The sequence below is a fragment of the Terriglobia bacterium genome, from assembly GCA_032252755.1.
GTDB lineage: Bacteria > Acidobacteriota > Terriglobia > Terriglobales > Acidobacteriaceae > JAVUPY01.
Genome location: JAVUPY010000052.1, coordinates 156,398 through 172,899, shown reverse-complemented (window position 1 = coordinate 172,899; position 16,502 = coordinate 156,398). Strand labels below are relative to the sequence as shown.

The window sequence follows — 16,502 nt, the reverse complement described above, 5'->3', positions numbered from 1 at the left end:
CTTCTCTTAATGATCTCTCTCCAGAACTCGGACCGTCTGTTTGTTCTTACCGGCGCCGGCATCAGTGCCGAGAGCGGGATTCCGACATTTCGCGATGCGAATGGATTGTGGGAAGGATGGCGGTTTGAAGATGTCGCGTCGCCCGAGGCTTGGGCGCGGGATCCGAAGCTGGTGTGGAAGTTTTATTCGTTGAGGCGTGCAGGAGCGTCACCGTGCAGGCCGAACCCAGCGCATGTGGCACTTGCCGAACTGGAGCAGAAGATGGGCGACCACTTCTTCCTCTGTACGCAGAACGTCGACAACCTGCATGAACAGGCTGGTTCGCGGCGCCTGGTTCACATGCATGGCGAGCTGTTCAAGTCCCGATGCGATTCCTGCCGGCGCTCGCCCTTCGAAGACACGCGAACATATGACGGCGAGATCCCGCGCTGCGAGTGTGGCGGGCGGATTCGGCCGCACATTGTGTGGTTCGGCGAGGTACCGTTTGAAATGGATCGCATCATGGCTGAACTCGATCGCTGTACCGTGCTGGCGGTGATTGGAACGTCAGGAGTTGTGCATCCGGCAGCGAGTTTCGTGCACTGGGCGCGGCAGAGGTATGCCGCGGGCGGCGAGCCGGTGCGGACGATTTACGTTGGTCCGGAGGAGCCGGCGAATCGGACGGCGTTCGATGATTGCGTGCTGGGCAAGGCGGGAGAGAGGCTCTCCGGATTATTCGAGGTGGTCCACTAGAATGACAAATGACGGAATGTCGGAATGACGAATGCACCGCCGGGGAAGGCGCCTCTCATTCGTCATTCCTCATTTCGACATTTGTTTTCCCCGTTTTCCACACCGATTAACAATTGACGCATCCGTATCGGCAAGCCACAATCAAAGTTCCTCTGTGCGGAGCTGTCGCACCGGACCCATCATGCTTGTTTATCTTTGCGGGGCCATCGAGTACTCGCCCGACCACGGGAAGGCTTGGCGTGCGGAAATCACGCCGTTCCTGCAATCCCTTGGGCATGATGTTTACGATCCCGCGCTCGACGAGAAAAAGACGCTGACCGAAGAAGAGGTGCGCGATTTCCGGCGCTGGAAGACTATTGACCTCGACCGGTTCCAGCGAACCGTGCGCAAGATCATCGATTACGACTTGGACTGGATCGAGCGCAAGTGCGACTACATCGTCGCGTTCTGGGATGAGCACGCGGGGCGCGGAGCGGGGTCGCAGGGGGAGCTGACGCTGGCCTACCGGCGAGGCATTCCGGTCTATATGGTCACAGCGGTCCCCATCGGGCAGATCAGCGGATGGATCCTGGGCTGCGCGACGGCGGTGTTTTCGAATTTCGAGGAATTGAAGGAATATCTCGCGGATCAGTACTCCACATCGAAGGTCCCATTGATGGTTAACGGAGAACTGAGAACCGGGAACTGAGAACCGTCTTTTATGAACATTACCAAGGGAAGCATCGGCTGGATTGAAGTGGTGTGCGGTCCCATGTTCAGCGGCAAGAGCGAAGAACTGATCCGCCGCCTGCGGCGGGCGGAGATCGCGCGCCAGCGGGTGCAGATCTTCAAGCCGGGCATCGACCAGCGCTACGCGCAGGACCACATCGTGAGCCACAGCGAACTCAAGATCCAGTCGGAGGGCGTGAAGGACTGGCAGGAACTCGAGAAGAAGCTCGACTGGCGCACGGAAGTGATTGGAATTGACGAGGCGCAGTTCCTCGGCGACGGCATCGTCGATCTCGTTGTGCGCCTGGCCGATCTCGGAAAGCGCATCATCATCGCCGGTCTCGACACCGATTACCTTGGTCGGCCGTTCCACCCAATGCCAGAACTGCTGGCGGTCGCCGATGACATCACGAAATACCTGGCGATCTGCATGCAGTGCGGCAACCCGGCAAAGCACACGCAGCGACTCGTCGCGAGCGAAGAACTGGTCGTGGTCGGCGCGGCCGGCATGTACGAGGCGCGCTGCCGTCGGTGCTTCGAGCCAAACCTGGCTAAACTGGAAAAAATGAAGCAGTCGGCTGCGGTGGCGATGGGAAGAGGGGCGGAGAAGTAAGCTGGTCGGAATGCGGCTTTTCCCTGATCTACTTCTTTGTCAGAAGCCGAAATGAGTTCACGATTCGTTCGAGCTCGCGAGGTTGCTGTTGGCCGGAGTCCCAACTGACCACAATGACGAAAAGCCGGTGGTGCCCGCAAATCCAGCGCTCGTAATCCATTCGGCCATTGGGGACTTGTTGTAAGAATTCAATGGCGTTGTATTCAACCGCAGTAACCTTTCTAAAATAGATCGCCTTGAAGCCGTTGAGCTCAGATTTTGCCGCACCTGTATTACGCTTCGCGTACTGTTGTTCCTGCGCCTTCAGCCCAGCAACGCAATTATCCCCTGCATTCATCGTGTGAAGCGACAAGCCACCGCCGTCCGACAAGCTGACTGTATAAGCCGTACCTCCAGGCATCTGGGAGCTTTCATGGGGGTGGGGATCGCTCGGCAGCGTAATTGCGAATTCAGGTTCAGGGTAAATGTATTCCTTCCATTTCGCGCTTTGAGAATTCGTTTGCGCGTAAACAGCGATCCCTGGGAGAAACGCGCCAATCACTATGATGAAACGGATATTCATTGAGTCGGAATGATAACCGCAGGAGTGTCAGTGTGCCATCGTTATTGGCAGAGCAACAGAGGCGTGAGAATTAAGATTTCCGGTTGAGGTGCACAGCAACGGTATACCCGCCGTGCTGCCCCGCGTCTTGCGCCTGCAGTTGTCCCTGCGAGTCGATGCGGTGAAGGGTGTATCCCAGTTCCTTCACGAGAAAGTTGTGCATGTCGGCAAATGTGGCTCCGGCACCGGTTTCGGTATAGCGCGGCAGGGTTTCGAAATAGAGCATGGGGTGGAAGCGGCGCAGGGTATCGGCGGCCCCCTGCATGACGTCGAGTTCCATTCCCTCCACGTCGATTTTCAAGAAATCAAGTCTGGAGATCGCGCGCTCGCGGACGAAGTCGTCGAGCGTGATGATTTTGATTTTGTGCGTTCCGGTTTCGCCGAGCAGGGCGTTACCTGGGTTGCCCTTCTCTTCAGCCCAGTAGAGTTCGCCGGGAGCACGTCCCACGCCCGCGGCAATCATTTCTACCCGTTTTGACAGCTCGGGGTTCAGGTTCAGGTTGTCGCGCAGCCGTCGGAGATTCGGCGGGCCGGGTTCGAAAGCGTAGATCTTGCCATCGGGTCCGACCAGTTTCGCCAACGCCAGCGCGATCGCTCCGACATTCGCACCGACATCGAAACATGTCCAATCGCGTGTGTTGAGCGATTGCAGCAGCCAGACTAAGGGCGGCTCGTAGGTGCCGGTCCACATGATGCGCTCGACCTTGAAGCGCGTATCAATGTTGACGGAGATGTCGCCGAGGTACTCGCGAAATACGAACGACATTCCTTCAGGCGCAGCCTTGCGCAGGTTCGGGTACGACGATAGCAGGTGCGAGCGAATCGGCGCGGGAAGCGCGCGAAGGAAGGTCCGGCGGAGTGCTCGGGAGACTTGGGCCATTCAAAAAAGAGAATAACCGCGAAGCCACGAAGACAAGAAGAACGAAATTCAGGACGTCACCACATATGTTCGCAAACCCCGAGCACATACGCTTCGAGCGGATTTCTTAACTCGAAACGCCACCCTTCTTCTGCTACTCTGGCCGTTCACTTTTTTACCGAGGTTCTCATGAAGCGTTCTGTCGCTGTTCGTGTCGTTACCGTTGCCCTGCTCGTAACTCTCATCCCGCTTATTGCCATCTCCTGGGGAAACGATGGTCATATCGCCATCAACCGTGCTGCCGCAGCGAAGTTGCCGGCCGATATGCCGGCATTCCTTAAGAACGCCGCCGACCGGCTGGCGTATCTCGGGCCGGAGCCCGATCGCTGGCGCGAGAAGTCGGAGCCGCAGTTGAAGTACGCGCAGGAGCCGGACCACTTCATGGACATGGAACTGGTGGACTGGATGGGGGGCAAGCTGCCGCCGGATCGCTACCTCTTTGTTCGCGCGGTCTACGAGCATCGCGAAGCCGATCCGAAGAACGCGACGCCGGAAATGTATCCGGAGAAGATTGGCTTCCTGCCGTACGCGACCATGGAGGTTTACGGGCGGCTGAAGGTGGCGTTCCGCGAATATCGGAAGGCACAGAAAGAGGGGCGCTCGACTGCCGACGCCGAGGCGAATGCGATCTATTACGCCGGGTGGCTTGGACACTATGTTGGAGATGGCTCGAACCCGCTGCATACCACCGTGCAGTACAACGGCTGGGTCGGTCCGAACCCGAATGGCTACGATACCGGAAAGACGATTCACTGGCGCATGGAAGGACCGTTTGTCGGGCGCAACATGGCGAAGCTGCAATTCGCGGACCTGGTAACCCCGGCGAAAAAACTCGACAACCCGTTCGATGATTTTGTCGCGTACCTGCGAACCTCGCAGAAGGAAGTCGAGACGGTGTATCAGTTGGACAAGAAGTGCGGGTTCGACGGCGAGGGCACGGAAGAGTCGCGCGATTTCATCCGGCACCGTCTCGCTGCAGGCGCGCAGATGCTTGCCGATATGTGGTACACGGCGTGGGTCGAGAGCGCGGTGGAACCGGAGCCGTATCATGGGCCGAGCGGGCAGAGAGAGCCGGTGAGGAAGTGCGAGCCGGCGGTCGCAGCAATGACGAAATGACGAATTTCGGAGTGACGAATGATTTCGATTTCGAAATCTGAACAGGATCGATTACTGCAGGAAGCCGAAAAAGTCAGTGAGCGGGCATATGCGCCGTTCTCAAAATTCTTTGTTGGATGCGCGATTCTTACCAGCGAGGGAAAGACCTATGTCGGGTGCAATGTCGAGAACTCGTCCTACGGGCTAACCAATTGCGCCGAGCGGACCGCGATCTTCACGGCGATTGCCGACAAGACCGACGGCCGGAAACTCGACATCAAGGCCGTCGCCGTGGTGAATCGCGATGGAGTCTCGTGCGCGCCGTGTGGAGCTTGCCGGCAGGTGATCTTCGAGTTCGGTCCGAATGCGATTGTGATCTATCGCGGAAATGATGGCGAAGCCGTGCAGACGACGATCACGGAATTGCTGCCGGTGGGATTTCGCTTGGAAGGATAGGACGCGAGGGGAACGACGGTTAGCTAATCCTCCGCGCCCTGATCATGGTTAGCATCTGCGCGCCCTGCCGACTCTGCTGGCTGACTGATCCATTCGGCTCGTGCCTTGCCACTAACCTTCATCTGCAGCACCGTCATGCAACCGTCTTCGTCGGAATCGACGATCAACAACTCCAGATGGCTGCCTTCCTGCCGGGCGTAAATTGTCGACCACTCATGGTGGGAGTTGGACCATGTCTCCACGAAAGGACTCCATTCGCTGCCTAACGCGCGGCCGACCTCCGCCTGGAGCGCATTAACATCTCTGGACGGGATGCGAAAATCGTCGAACTCAGCCATCTTTAGCCCACTCACTCCGGAGCCGAACATGAAGGGCTTCGCCAACCATAGCCCGGGAACGCCGTGGTGTCGCACCGAGTAGCGCCTTTCCAATACGCTGACCACTGCCTTGATCCCCGTCTGTGCCATCGCTGTGGATGCGACTCCCATGACGATGGCCAACAGCACGCCGACTATCCGAAGCCGGTTCATTTCTTCACCGCTGGCGGCGTGGACGCAGGTGCTGACTTCTTCGGCACATGAATATTCTTCGGAATCCCGAAGTTTCCACTCAGGTCGTCGAGATCCTCGGGGTTGATCGGCCCATCGAGATGAACGAGGACAAGTTCCTTGGGTTCTTGCGAGAGCACCACTATCCCCATCGTTTGGTTGTTCACGGTCCTTATGTAGATCTCGACGTGTTCTTTGTCAGGCTTGCTTTCCACCTGCACAATGCGCGACCACTCCGGCCCCTGTAGTTGGGCGCGTATCGGCTCCACATCAGCATCGGTGAACTCGTCCGGTTGCTTGAATTCCAAGCTGCGAACGTAGATTCCGTTCAACTTCGAGACTAGTCGTTTTCCTTCAGCGTCGCCTTCGTTGTCCATGAATTTCGAAGCGAACTGCAGCATCTTTTTGTCCATGGTAACTTTGACGACTTCATCGGCTTTGGCCGCGAGTCGGTCCCAACTGCTGGGAACTTTGATTTCCTGCGCCCACGCGGCGAGACCGCTGATTACAATGAGAACTGCGCACCACAGAGTTTTCATTGATCCCTCCCAGACGATCTTTCGTTTATCTGCTGCACCATCGCTTGAGCGAGCCTGAGCTTCGCCCCGGCGATCTGCAGTGCCAATAAAGCCTGCTGCTTTGCGGCTTCGCCTTCGCTGCGCCGACGCGCTCTCTCACGCCGCAGGAGCGCGCCGCCAATCAGCGCGAAGCATAGTAAGGCTACCGTGGCCCAGCGTATTTGCGGTGACCCGAACAAAGCGCGCCACCACGAGCGTTGCCGATGCCTGCTGGCGCGGTCCTCGACCCGGGCGGCAAAGCCGGGCGGTGGTTCCTCGCGGCGCAACGCATCCTTAAGTTGGCGTTCAAAAGAATCCATCATCTCTTCACCTGCATCTGCTCCACTTTCTGACGAAGCATGGCAAGGCTCGTTGGAGCTGGCTTTTGACCGTGTTCACAGATATACCGAGCACTCGGGCAATGTCTTCCGGATCGAGATCTTCCTGATATCGAAGAAGCACGACGCCGCGCGCCTTCTCCGGCAGTGACGCAACAAGTCTTTGGAGTTGCCGACTGACTATGGGATCGCAGTCCAAATTTGGTGCCTCTGGTTCTGGCACAGCATCCAGTGAAACTTCAGGACGCCTTCCTCGACGGCGCGCCTCGCTGATGCAGCGATTGACCGTGACCCGGCGCAACCAGAAGACAGCGTGCTCGTCTGACTGCAACCTCCCTAAATGCCGATGAAGCTGCAAAAACACGTCCTGCGCGACTTCCTCAGCGAGGTTGCGGTCTGCGAGGAAGTGGAGCGCGAGGGTGAACACCATCGCCTGGTGCTGGCGAACCAGATCTCCGAAATCCTCAGCGGCATTCCTCATCTGAGCCGACTTGCGATCTCGCTCCGCAATTGCCCTTCATTGACTTATACGCCGGAGAACGAGAGGGAGAATGCAAAAGAATGACAAAATTGCGATCAACGGATGAAACAGAAGTCCTTCGACCCTGCGGATTTTCGCGAGGGGAAATTCCCACTCAGGCGATTAACGATTTTCCGGATTGACGATGAAAAGCTGAACTACCTCATTCCAGCGAACTTCGGACTGGGAAGGGGTACCCAGACACGAATTGCTCCGGGCTAGTACTTCGCTTCAAACTCCGCGAACTTCTGTTCCACCTTCCACTCCTCGCGAGCTTTTTCGGACGCGTTTAACAGTTTCTGGCACGAGGGCATCACCGATTTGATGTTCGGCCGGTCGGCTGCGCATTCGTGGCCCATTACAAACCGTCGTCCATCCTGCCAGAGGCTTTGTCCGGGCAGGAAGGCGTGCTCAATGCTGGTGCGGACCATGCGTTTTAGCGTGAGATAGTCGAGGTCCTGTTCGTAGACGCCTTTCATGAATTCGCGCGTGATCTCCGAGCGAGCAACGCCTTCGTCGTCGGTGGCGAGCGCGACCGGCACTCCAGCCTTGAGGTATTGCGCCAGCGGGTGGTTCTTTCCTTTCACGCCCAGGATCATGTCGTTCGAGGTCAGGCAGATTTCGACCATGATGTTGCGACGAGCCATTTCGGCGAGCAACTGGTGCGGGTTGTCTTCGTACATTATGTCTACACCGTGGCCGATGCGTTCGGCGCGGCCGATCTCGATGGAGTCGCGGATATGGTTGCGGAGGCCATCTGGCGGTACTAATCCCGGTGCGAGTTCTCCGGCGTGCAGCGTGATGTGTACCTTCGGATAGATCTCCTTCAGGTACGACAGCATCCGCATGTGCAACTCGAAGTCGTGCATCGGGATGTAGGCGTCTTCGGGCATCACCAGATTGAGACCGACAACGCGCGGATCCTGTGTTGCCGTTTCAAACGCAGTGACGAGTTGGGCGAAGACAGCCTGCTTGGGGAATCCGCGTAGGATCTGGAAAATATAGCGGGTCTTCACGGAGCAGCCGGGCTCGGCGAGCGATTGGTTCGAGTCGCGGCAGTGCAGGATTGCGTCCCGGCGGGCTTCCCACTGGTCGAGGTTCTTGCTCGTCTGGGCAACGATGTCGCGCAGGCCACCGTCGAGCATGGCTGTACGCATTTTGCCGAAATCGTCGTTCCACTCGGCTTTCAGGCCGAAGCTGAGCGAGGCGAAGACGTCGGGCGACAACATGAGTTCGAGGTACTGCACGTTGGCGTCGGCGTTGCGCTGCGCCAGTTCGGCGAGCATGTCGCCGTAGTGGCCGATCTCGGGCTTGTCGAACAACGGGAATGCGTCGAAGAACTGGTCGTGGCCGCTCTTCCCGGACATCGGCCAGCCGAGCATGGACCACGCGGCGAGCATCTCGCGGTAGAGAATGGGATCGCTGAACGCCTCTTTCGCCTCGGCCTGACCTTCTTTACAGGGTGGAGCGGTCAGGTTCATCGTTTTGCGATCGACGCAAAGATTGTTCTCGGCGGCGAAGCGGACGTAACTCTCGGCATAAACCGCGCCGGTCATGTGGTTATGCAGGTCTCCACCTTTGGGCATCTCCCTCAGAAAAGCGTAGAGCGCAGGCGGAGACTGCCGTGCCGCGTCGAACGCCTTTTCCGTGCGCTGTTCGGGCGATTCGGTTGGGGCTGCCGGAGGCGGTGCGGGATGCGCCGGAGTGGCCGCGGCGGGATGCTGCTGCGCGCTGGCGAACGACGAGCACGCGACGAGAACAAGACTCAATGCGATGCGCCGAGCGCGCATTGGAGAGCTCCTATGAAAACGGTGAATGTTGCTTATGATACGGCAGGCAATGACGAATGACGAATTTCAAGATGAGAATGAAGCAGCAATTGACGTTTGGAAAACTAATGACGATTGTCGAAATGCCGGAATGACGATTGAACTGCTTTGCCTGGTGCTTTTCATTCGTCATTCCGGCATTCGTCATTTCGGCATTTCTTCACAATCGTCAATGAGAAAATCGTCAATCGTCAATCGAAATTGTTGAAGTCTCCCGCCTGCTCTTCTACTATCGTCATTTCCTGAAATCTGGTATTTACGGGGAGTCGCATTTGTGTCGGAACTCAAGGTCTTCATATCGCGGGAGCAGATTGCGAAACGTGTCGCCGAGATCGCGGCGCAGATCAGCAAAGATTACGCCGGCGAATCGATTGTCCTGCTGGGCGTCTTGAAGGGTGCGGCTATTTTTCTGAGCGACCTTTCGCGGCACGTCACCCTGGATGCCAGCTTCGATTTCATCTCGGTTTCCAGTTACGGCAATGCTAAGCAGAACAGCGGCGAAGTGAAGATGCTCAAGGACGTCGACCAGTCGATGGAAGGCAAGAACATCATCCTGGTCGAGGACATCCTGGATACCGGCCTCACCCTGACTTATCTCTCCCGGGTGCTGAAGGCGCACAAACCAAAGAGCTTCAAGATTGCCGCGCTCTTGGACAAGAAGGCGCGGCGCATTGAGAACATCCAGGCAGATTATGTCGGCTTCGAGATCCCGGACGAGTTCGTAGTTGGCTATGGCATGGATTACGCCGAGAGGTATCGCAACCTGCCGGATATCTGTATCGTGCCGTAGCTGTCTCCTCAAGGTTTTCTGTGGAATCGGCGTCTGGCCCATGGGGGCCGCCCCCGGTAATCCTGCGACGTTATCCTGGGAACGCCCACCTGTTGATCCCAAAGAGGGAACATTACTTCTTACGCGTCCTTTTCGTAACTAGGCTTCCAGGCACTTTCCGCTTACCATCTTTGTGCGATGCTAAAATCCATTGAGTCATGGAAAAAGCATTGAAGGAACCTACCTCCCCTGTAGCTCAGGATTGGAAAGCTGTAGCTGCTCTCATTGACCATACGTTGTTGAAGCCGGAAGCGACGCGGGCGCAGGTCGCAAAGCTGTGCGCAGAAGCGGTGAAGTACGGCTTCTGCTCGGTCATGGTGAACCCGTCGAACGTGGCGCAGGCCGTGAGCCTCGTGCAGGGCTCGCCCGTGCTGGTTGGAACCGTGATCGGGTTCCCGCTGGGAGCGACGACGGGCACGGCGAAACTGGCCGAGGCGGTCGATTGCCTGCGGCTGGGCGCCAGAGAGTTAGACATGGTGATCAACATCGGGGCGCTGAAGTCGGGCGAGCGCACCGTGGTCAGTTCGGAAATCAAGGCGCTGGCCGACCTCGCGCATCGCTCGGGGGCGATCCTGAAGGTGATTATCGAGACGGCCCTGCTCGACACCGACGAGAAGATTCTCGCGTGCAAGCTGGCGGCCGATGCGGGTGCGGATTTTGTAAAGACCTCGACGGGTTTCTCATCCGCCGGTGCGACAGTTGCCGATGTCGCCCTGATGCGGGGAGTGGTGGGAACAAAGATTGGAGTGAAAGCGGCGGGCGGAATCCGGACGGCTTCGGATGTAGTGGGAATGATCGATGCCGGAGCGAACCGGATCGGGGCGAGCGCAAGCGTTGCGATTGTGCGCGAAATGGGCGCTCCCGATTAAACAAGACGCCCAGCCGCGGGCGGACTGAATGCAGGATACGAATCAGACGAAAGCGGTTGGGCTCAAATACGCACGGTCTCTGCAAACCCTGCTGAAGACCGCGATCATGTTCTCTCCCGGCCATGCGGCCGTGAACCAGCCTCTGCAGCACAGCTTCGATCAGCTCAACGAAATCGTTAAGAATCACGGGCAGTTCACGCTCGGGTTCGTCGATCAGCGCGTCATGATCAACAACATCCTGACTACCGACCCTGCGCTGAAGACCCTGGAAAACGAGTTCCTGAAGCGCGGCGTTGGCGCGGTCACCTTCGAAGTTGGATTAACCATGACCGGCTACCGAAAACTGATCGGTGTTCTCGCAGTGCAGGTCAAGACACTGGAAGCAACCGGCCTGCACCAGCACCTTGTACAGAATCCCGTCGAGTTCGCGCGAATTATCCCAGCCGGAAAGAACCAGCAGCGCTCCGAAAGTGGCGACACAATACTCGAGACCGACTCCGAGTCCTACCTGATGTCGAAAGCTTTATCGGATTTTCGCGCTCCCGGCATGGAGAAGTTCGACTGGCTGCTGCAGAACGCCGGCGTCACGGGAGCGACGGCGGGTGCTGCTTCTGGAGCCGGGTTCGACGGCGGGACCGGCTACGGAACTGGCATGGGCGGCAATGGCGGCGACGGCGGATTCTCGGCCGGCTCTTCGGGCGGATTTGGCGCGGGATTGACCGGAAACGGACCAGTAACTCCGGGCGGTGGCCCGGCGGGGATTACCGCTGTTGTCGAAGGTTATTTCAATGCCACGCTGATGGAGAGCGTGGATGGTCCGCAGAAATCGTACGTGGACCTGGCACGAATCATTGCTGAGTCCCGACCGGAAGTAGTGCTGGCCTCGTTCCCGCCAAGGCGTCGCGAGGCGCTCCGCAAATTGCCGCCCGACCAGATGGCGGCCGAGGTCATTGAAGACACCGCCGCGCAGTGGGCCGCCAAACGACTGGGTACGGCTCCTGGCGGTCCCGATGGTCTGATCATCGAGGACGAGATCATTCGCGTTCTGCTGCGCAGCCTCCAGGCAACGCAAGTGGCTTCGCGCCTGGCCGAGAAACTGGCGGAGTACGTTCGCGAATTCAACATTCCTCAGACGACGACGGAGCGGATTCGCGGCGAACTCGAATGGGCCGTTGTTCCCGGCAAAGAGAAAACACGGCGCTTCCTGCAGTTCAAGACTTTCGAGACGAACCATTTCCGGCGCCTGGTGCTTCACATTCAGGAGCTTGTGAGGACGGGCGACGCCCCAACCGCCACCCAGTTGGCTGATCGATATATCTCGCTGATTACCAGCAATGGCGAACTCCGGGTTGAAGACCTCGGTCGCCTGCCGGAACTGATCCAAGCACTCGGTGGCTTAAGGTCCGACTTCTGGCAGAGCACGAGCAGTCATCTCTGCGAGGTCCTCCCACGATTCGCGCATCAGGACCTCGCCCATCAGCAACTCCTGAACGCCCTGCTGGCGATTTCGCGAGTTGTATCCAAGTTTGAACAGTTCGAGATCGTCGAAGCGATCGGGACCGCGATCCAGGGCGTCGCATCCGTCAATCCCGCAGATCACGAAAAATGTTGCCACAACGCGCTAACCGGACTCGCATCGACGCAGGCGCTGGAACGAATCCTGGAAATGTATGTCCAGAAGCGCGACGAAGGAAATCTGCTGCGAACTGCGTCGGCGCTTCTGCGGTTCTCTGGGCCGGCCGGCATCGGCAAAGCCGTCGCATTGCTCGAGGAAGAAAAGAACGCCGCAAACCGTCTGGCGTTGATCCGGTTGATCGGACGAGTCGGCCCGATGGCTTTAGATACGGTTCGCAAATGCCTGCACGACGAGCGTTGGTATGTCGTGCGAAACGCGTGCAAGCTGCTCTTCCAACTGAAAGATCCGCAAATGGTGACCGAGATGGCCCCGGCATTACGTCATCAGGATGAGCGCGTGCAGAAAGCAGCCTTGGACGCAGTGCGCGAATCGCGCGACCCACGCCGAGCGGTCGTAATCGCGGACGCGTTGCCATTCCTGAAACCGCAGCTTCGCGATGAAGCGCTAAGCGAACTTCTGTTCCTGCGTGATCCGGCGAGCATTCCCGCCCTGGAGCGACTCTTGTTCACCGATCCGAAGGGAAACCTTCAGGTCGCATGTACGCAGACACTGGCTGCGATCCCAGGCCCGGAGGCAGAGAGGGCGCTTTTGCACGTGCTCAGCAGCCCCAACTTGATCCAAGCCGCGCGCCGCATGGCGCTGACCACGCTGGTAAAACTGAAGTCGCCGGATGTGAATTACGCGGTGCGGCAGTATGCCGAATCGGCACCCAATGATGCGATGTCGGTAGAGATGACGAAGACAGTCGGAACTTAGGCCTGACGTCCCCTACTGTTGCATTATTCAGACAACGCAGCTTCGCCGTTTTTCAATTTGTTGTGCTCGGCGGCGGATAGGAAAGCTCCACCCAGCAGCAGCATGCCCGAGATGTAAGCCCAGAACATCAGCGTAACCGAAATGGAGAACGGTCCGTAGACGTTCTGGAAGTCGAGCCATGGCAGGGAAAGAACATAGAGCTGCTTGGCGACTTCAAACAGAATGCCGGTCACCATCGCGGCCGGCAGCACGCTTCGTACGGGGACCTTGCCGTTCGGCAACACCCAGTAGATAGCGAAGAAGATGGCGATGCTGGCGAGGATCGCAAAAACCTTCATGATCATGTATCCCGCGGCTCGCACCAGCAGCCAATCCATTGGCATGTAGCGGCTCAGTAGATGCCAGTTGCCGGCGGTCGCCGCCACCGAGAGCAGTGCGAGCAGGCCACATCCGACCGCCAATCCCAGTGAAATCAGCTGGTTGCGGACATAGGACCGGTTGGCCGCAAATCCCCAGATCCTGTTCAACGCCACTTCCAATGGCAGGAAAACTCCTGTCGAGCTGATCACCAGCATTACCAGCGAGAAGATTTGCACGCGGTGTGCACCCGCCAGGGCCTTCATGTTCTTGATTACAAAGTCCTGATTGCTCGGCAGATAGTCGCGCAGAAGTTGCAGCACGACGTCGTACATCGCTGGCGAATGGATGACCTTCCGGGTCAGCGTCAGCATGAGGACGATACCCGGTATGAAGGATAAGATCGCATTCGCTGCCACCGAGAACGCGTACGTGTGCACCTCGGTCTTGGTCAGGTACCGAAGCGTGGAAACCCCATTCCGGCGCAGGCTTTGGCCAATCCCCATCGTATCCGCATACTCGGTATGAGCGGCTGTTACGGCCGTAGAGCCGGTACCGGAAGCCGACGGATCGGGTTCGACGATGGAGTACATGGAGTCCTTTTATGGTAGCAGAGTTCATCTCAGGTTGAGCGTACGCTCTGGATTTTCAATAGCTTGGAAGGCATCGAGTTGTTAATTTTCCTTGCCAAACCGTCAACTTCTTAGTAATTCTGCCTTACTCGTTATGCACAACGGGTCCTGGGCGAAACCGCCCGGGGGAATCAGGGTTGGATGTTTCGTCGGAAGTGCAGCACAGAGATTCACAGGCTCCGGAGTTTTGGACATGGCCGAAAGGTGCCAGTCTAAAACTCGGGAGCCTTTGTTTCTTTGCGTCAGGCTCAAAACGAAGCGACACCCGTTAACCTCACGCCAGACCTTGCCGCAACGAACGATGAGGCTGAGTAGTGGGGGATCCAAAGTTGCATAAGAGGCGAAAGGAGTTCGTTGTGAGAGAGAAGGGAACAGTAAAGTGGTTTAATGGCGCAAAAGGTTACGGGTTCATTCAGCGTAGCACGGGCGAGGATGTCTTCGTTCACTACTCTGTGATCCAGGAAAACGGTTATCGTACTTTGAACGAAGGCGAGGTCGTGGAGTTCGAGTGCGTAAAAGGCCCGAAAGGCCTTCAGGCACAGAACGTAAACCGCGGGTAAGCCTCGCGCAAAATTGCGAACCCTCCCGAAAGGGAGGGTTTTTCATTGTCGATTCGTTACCATCTGCCGGATTCAGTCCACTTCCAAGCTGACAATGTCCCCACTTGCATTCCCGCTCGCGCGGAAATTAACCGACACCGGCACGTCGTGCCAGCCGCACTCGAAGTTGTCGGCGCCAATCAGCAGGGCCTTCGACCGATCGGGGACATTGAAAGTCCACGTCTTCTTGCCAGACGAGACTTTCAATGTGGCACTCTCGTCGGCGCATTGCACGTTCAGCAACGTCCCCTTAAGGTATTGCACTTTCCGAGGATCGGGTTTGTTGGGGCTATTGCCTGGGGTATCATCCGATCCGGAAGCAAGTTTCGTCTTCTCCTCCGCGGGCCGTTTCCACTGCGGAGCGGTCGGGTCTGTGTAGCCTTCCGTCGCCCAGTGGCTCTCGGTCTTCTTCTGCTTGTCCGCATCCACCAGCATCGCCGCTGCGCGTTGTGCAACTTCCTTGTTGTCACTGCCTTTCAAGAAGGTCAACAGTGCCTTCGCATCTGCGAACTCGCTGTTCGCAATCTGCACATCCGCGAACTGCAGAAGCATGGACTGATCCCGCGGGCACAGCGCAAGCGCGCGTTTCATGCTCAGCGCCGCCTTGGCGGGGCTTTGCATGGAGATCTGCGCTTCAGCCATTAGCGCATAAGCGTCGCCCAGTTCGGGATCGATATTCAAGGCTTTCTCCGTCTGGAGCAAAATCGTCGGCGCGGCTGAGTCAGCCTGCACCTGGCCTCGCGAGCCCTGGTTGTAGTACACAGCGAGCAGGTAATGCATCATGCCGCTGCTGTCGTTGAGTTCGATGGCGCGGCGGATAAAATCGGCGGCGGTTTTCAGATCGCCATCGCGCAAGTACCCAATCCCCAGTCCGCGATTCACTTCCGCATTGTCGTGATTATTCGCCAGCAGTTGCTTTAGCTCAGCAATCGCCTGTTCGCGCTGGTTCGGGTGTTCAAGTCGGAACTCCGCCTTATACGCCGCGGCATCCACGTCGCTGAGTTTATTGGAAGGGAAGGTCTGTTTATCGAGAGAAACAGGAACATCAATGCGCTTGGGTTGCGCCGCGGTGGCGCGAAACTTGTTTAAGGCGGCATCAAGGGCGCTCGGGCTGATGGAGAACGCCTGCTCAAATGCCTGATCGGGCGCGACGTGCTGCAACATCACCTGCTGAAAGTACTGCGCCGCGGCGTCGAGTTGATTGCTCTCTCGAAGCCAGCGGAAAAGCAGCCATGCGGTAGCGCGGAATTCGGCCGACTGCTGCACGTCGTTCGAGATGAGTTGCGACACAGGGAGCAGCGCTCCGCGCTGCAGAGTACTGGCTACTTCCGGCGGAGCGTCGAGCGAGGCGGTTTTTTCCGTGACATTCATCCCGGCGAGGGTCTGGGCGACTCCTTCGTCGAACCAGGGCTGCGTCGCAGGATAATTCGCATTCAGCAGCAGGAGCGTATAGGCCCGGTACATCGCGCTCCAGTCTTTCTCCTCCGAGAGATCCACGAAGAGATAATCGCGGTCTGGAGCGGCCATCGCGAATCCGCCCGGAAGTGTCGGCTTGCCGCCTGCGAAGGAATTCAATTCGGCTTCATTGCGCACGCCGACGATGAGCAGCGGACGATTGCGGTGGATCTTTTTGCGGTTCATCAGCAGGCCGAATTGTGTTCGCACCTGTTCCAGCCGCCACAGAGCCGTCCGCGAGGAATTCGCATCGCTGTCGGAGATGATCTGCAGGTTCGGAGAGTGAACGACAATCCACTCCTGTGCCAAACCGCTAATGGAGAACGTGAGGAGGAACGCGAGCGAGAGGAACAATGCGCGTCTCATGATTCGTTTCGGTACGAGCTCCCATCCACTTGTTACCGCAGATTCGGGTACGCAGCCGAACCCCTTTGACCAGATGCTACCACTCCC

Annotated in this window: 18 protein-coding genes; 10 read left to right on the top strand and 8 right to left on the bottom strand. The window is 57.8% G+C overall.

Going from position 1 to position 16,502, the window contains the following annotated elements; genetic code table 11:
* Window positions 1-9 precede the first annotated feature (9 nt).
* The 3 genes from ROO76_12150 to ROO76_12140 all read left to right on the top strand — a co-directional run bounded on the left by ROO76_12150 (window position 10) and on the right by ROO76_12140 (window position 2,053).
* The gene (locus tag ROO76_12150; protein MDT8068906.1) at window positions 10-732 is read left to right on the top strand and encodes an NAD-dependent deacylase; all 723 of its coding nucleotides are present in this window, start codon (window positions 10-12) and stop codon (window positions 730-732) included.
* Between the two features lie 181 nt (window positions 733-913).
* The gene (locus tag ROO76_12145; protein ID MDT8068905.1) at window positions 914-1,420 is read left to right on the top strand and encodes a hypothetical protein; all 507 of its coding nucleotides are present in this window, start codon (window positions 914-916) and stop codon (window positions 1,418-1,420) included.
* 12 nt (window positions 1,421-1,432) lie between these two features.
* Window positions 1,433-2,053, top strand: coding sequence for a thymidine kinase (locus ROO76_12140; protein ID MDT8068904.1), 621 nt, complete (start codon window positions 1,433-1,435; stop codon window positions 2,051-2,053).
* 28 nt (window positions 2,054-2,081) lie between these two features.
* Here the strand turns inward: ROO76_12140 and ROO76_12135 are convergent, their stop codons facing one another.
* Window positions 2,082-2,615, bottom strand: coding sequence for a hypothetical protein (locus ROO76_12135; protein ID MDT8068903.1), 534 nt, complete (start codon window positions 2,613-2,615; stop codon window positions 2,082-2,084).
* Window positions 2,616-2,685: 70 nt separating this feature from the next.
* Window positions 2,686-3,534 carry an FkbM family methyltransferase gene (locus ROO76_12130; GenBank protein ID MDT8068902.1) on the bottom strand — a complete coding sequence of 283 codons (849 nt, stop codon included), beginning with the start codon at window positions 3,532-3,534 and terminating at the stop codon, window positions 2,686-2,688.
* 168 nt (window positions 3,535-3,702) lie between these two features.
* Between ROO76_12130 and ROO76_12125 the strand changes: the two genes are divergently transcribed.
* Both ROO76_12125 and cdd read left to right on the top strand, forming a co-directional pair.
* Window positions 3,703-4,689, top strand: a complete 987-nt coding sequence (locus ROO76_12125) for a nuclease (protein MDT8068901.1) — start codon at window positions 3,703-3,705, stop codon at window positions 4,687-4,689.
* An 18-nt stretch (window positions 4,690-4,707) separates the two neighbouring features.
* Window positions 4,708-5,124 (top strand): cytidine deaminase, encoded by a 417-nt coding sequence (gene cdd, locus ROO76_12120; protein ID MDT8068900.1) that lies wholly within the window; start codon window positions 4,708-4,710, stop codon window positions 5,122-5,124.
* 23 nt (window positions 5,125-5,147) lie between these two features.
* On the opposite strand, the gene ROO76_12115 is transcribed toward cdd, so the two are convergent.
* From ROO76_12115 to ROO76_12105, 3 genes are read right to left on the bottom strand one after another with little or no spacing between them, the layout of a single operon-like run.
* Window positions 5,148-5,654 (bottom strand): hypothetical protein, encoded by a 507-nt coding sequence (locus ROO76_12115; GenBank protein ID MDT8068899.1) that lies wholly within the window; start codon window positions 5,652-5,654, stop codon window positions 5,148-5,150.
* Window positions 5,651-6,211 carry a DUF4252 domain-containing protein gene (locus ROO76_12110; protein ID MDT8068898.1) on the bottom strand — a complete coding sequence of 187 codons (561 nt, stop codon included), beginning with the start codon at window positions 6,209-6,211 and terminating at the stop codon, window positions 5,651-5,653. Before ROO76_12110 ends, ROO76_12115 begins: the two co-directional genes overlap by 4 nt.
* Window positions 6,208-6,552, bottom strand: a complete 345-nt coding sequence (locus ROO76_12105; protein ID MDT8068897.1) for a hypothetical protein — start codon at window positions 6,550-6,552, stop codon at window positions 6,208-6,210. The genes ROO76_12110 and ROO76_12105 overlap by 4 nt, the downstream gene beginning before the upstream one ends.
* Before the next feature lie 361 nt (window positions 6,553-6,913).
* Here ROO76_12105 and ROO76_12100 point away from each other — a divergent pair, with 361 nt between their 5' ends.
* Window positions 6,914-7,132, top strand: coding sequence for a hypothetical protein (locus tag ROO76_12100; protein MDT8068896.1), 219 nt, complete (start codon window positions 6,914-6,916; stop codon window positions 7,130-7,132).
* Window positions 7,133-7,305: 173 nt separating this feature from the next.
* Here ROO76_12100 and ROO76_12095 read toward each other — a convergent pair whose 3' ends face one another.
* Window positions 7,306-8,877, bottom strand: coding sequence for an adenosine deaminase (locus ROO76_12095; GenBank protein MDT8068895.1), 1,572 nt, complete (start codon window positions 8,875-8,877; stop codon window positions 7,306-7,308).
* 313 nt (window positions 8,878-9,190) lie between these two features.
* Here ROO76_12095 and hpt point away from each other — a divergent pair, with 313 nt between their 5' ends.
* The 3 genes from hpt (at window position 9,191) to ROO76_12080 (ending at window position 13,006) form a co-directional block, all read left to right on the top strand.
* On the top strand, window positions 9,191-9,706 hold the full coding sequence (gene hpt, locus ROO76_12090; protein ID MDT8068894.1) for a hypoxanthine phosphoribosyltransferase: 516 nt from the start codon (window positions 9,191-9,193) through the stop codon (window positions 9,704-9,706).
* A 209-nt stretch (window positions 9,707-9,915) separates the two neighbouring features.
* Entirely contained in the window at window positions 9,916-10,614 is a 699-nt protein-coding gene (deoC, locus tag ROO76_12085) for a deoxyribose-phosphate aldolase (protein ID MDT8068893.1), read from the top strand.
* Window positions 10,615-10,642: 28 nt separating this feature from the next.
* The gene (locus ROO76_12080; GenBank protein MDT8068892.1) at window positions 10,643-13,006 is read left to right on the top strand and encodes a HEAT repeat domain-containing protein; all 2,364 of its coding nucleotides are present in this window, start codon (window positions 10,643-10,645) and stop codon (window positions 13,004-13,006) included.
* 23 nt (window positions 13,007-13,029) lie between these two features.
* On the opposite strand, the gene ROO76_12075 is transcribed toward ROO76_12080, so the two are convergent.
* A complete protein-coding gene (locus tag ROO76_12075) occupies window positions 13,030-13,956 on the bottom strand; it encodes a YihY/virulence factor BrkB family protein (protein MDT8068891.1) in 927 nt (308 codons plus the stop codon).
* Window positions 13,957-14,351: 395 nt separating this feature from the next.
* Here ROO76_12075 and ROO76_12070 point away from each other — a divergent pair, with 395 nt between their 5' ends.
* Window positions 14,352-14,555: a cold-shock protein gene (locus tag ROO76_12070; protein MDT8068890.1), complete on the top strand. Its 204-nt coding sequence runs from the start codon at window positions 14,352-14,354 to the stop codon at window positions 14,553-14,555.
* 72 nt (window positions 14,556-14,627) lie between these two features.
* Here the strand turns inward: ROO76_12070 and ROO76_12065 are convergent, their stop codons facing one another.
* Window positions 14,628-16,415 carry a hypothetical protein gene (locus tag ROO76_12065; protein MDT8068889.1) on the bottom strand — a complete coding sequence of 596 codons (1,788 nt, stop codon included), beginning with the start codon at window positions 16,413-16,415 and terminating at the stop codon, window positions 14,628-14,630.
* Window positions 16,416-16,502: the final 87 nt, after the last annotated feature.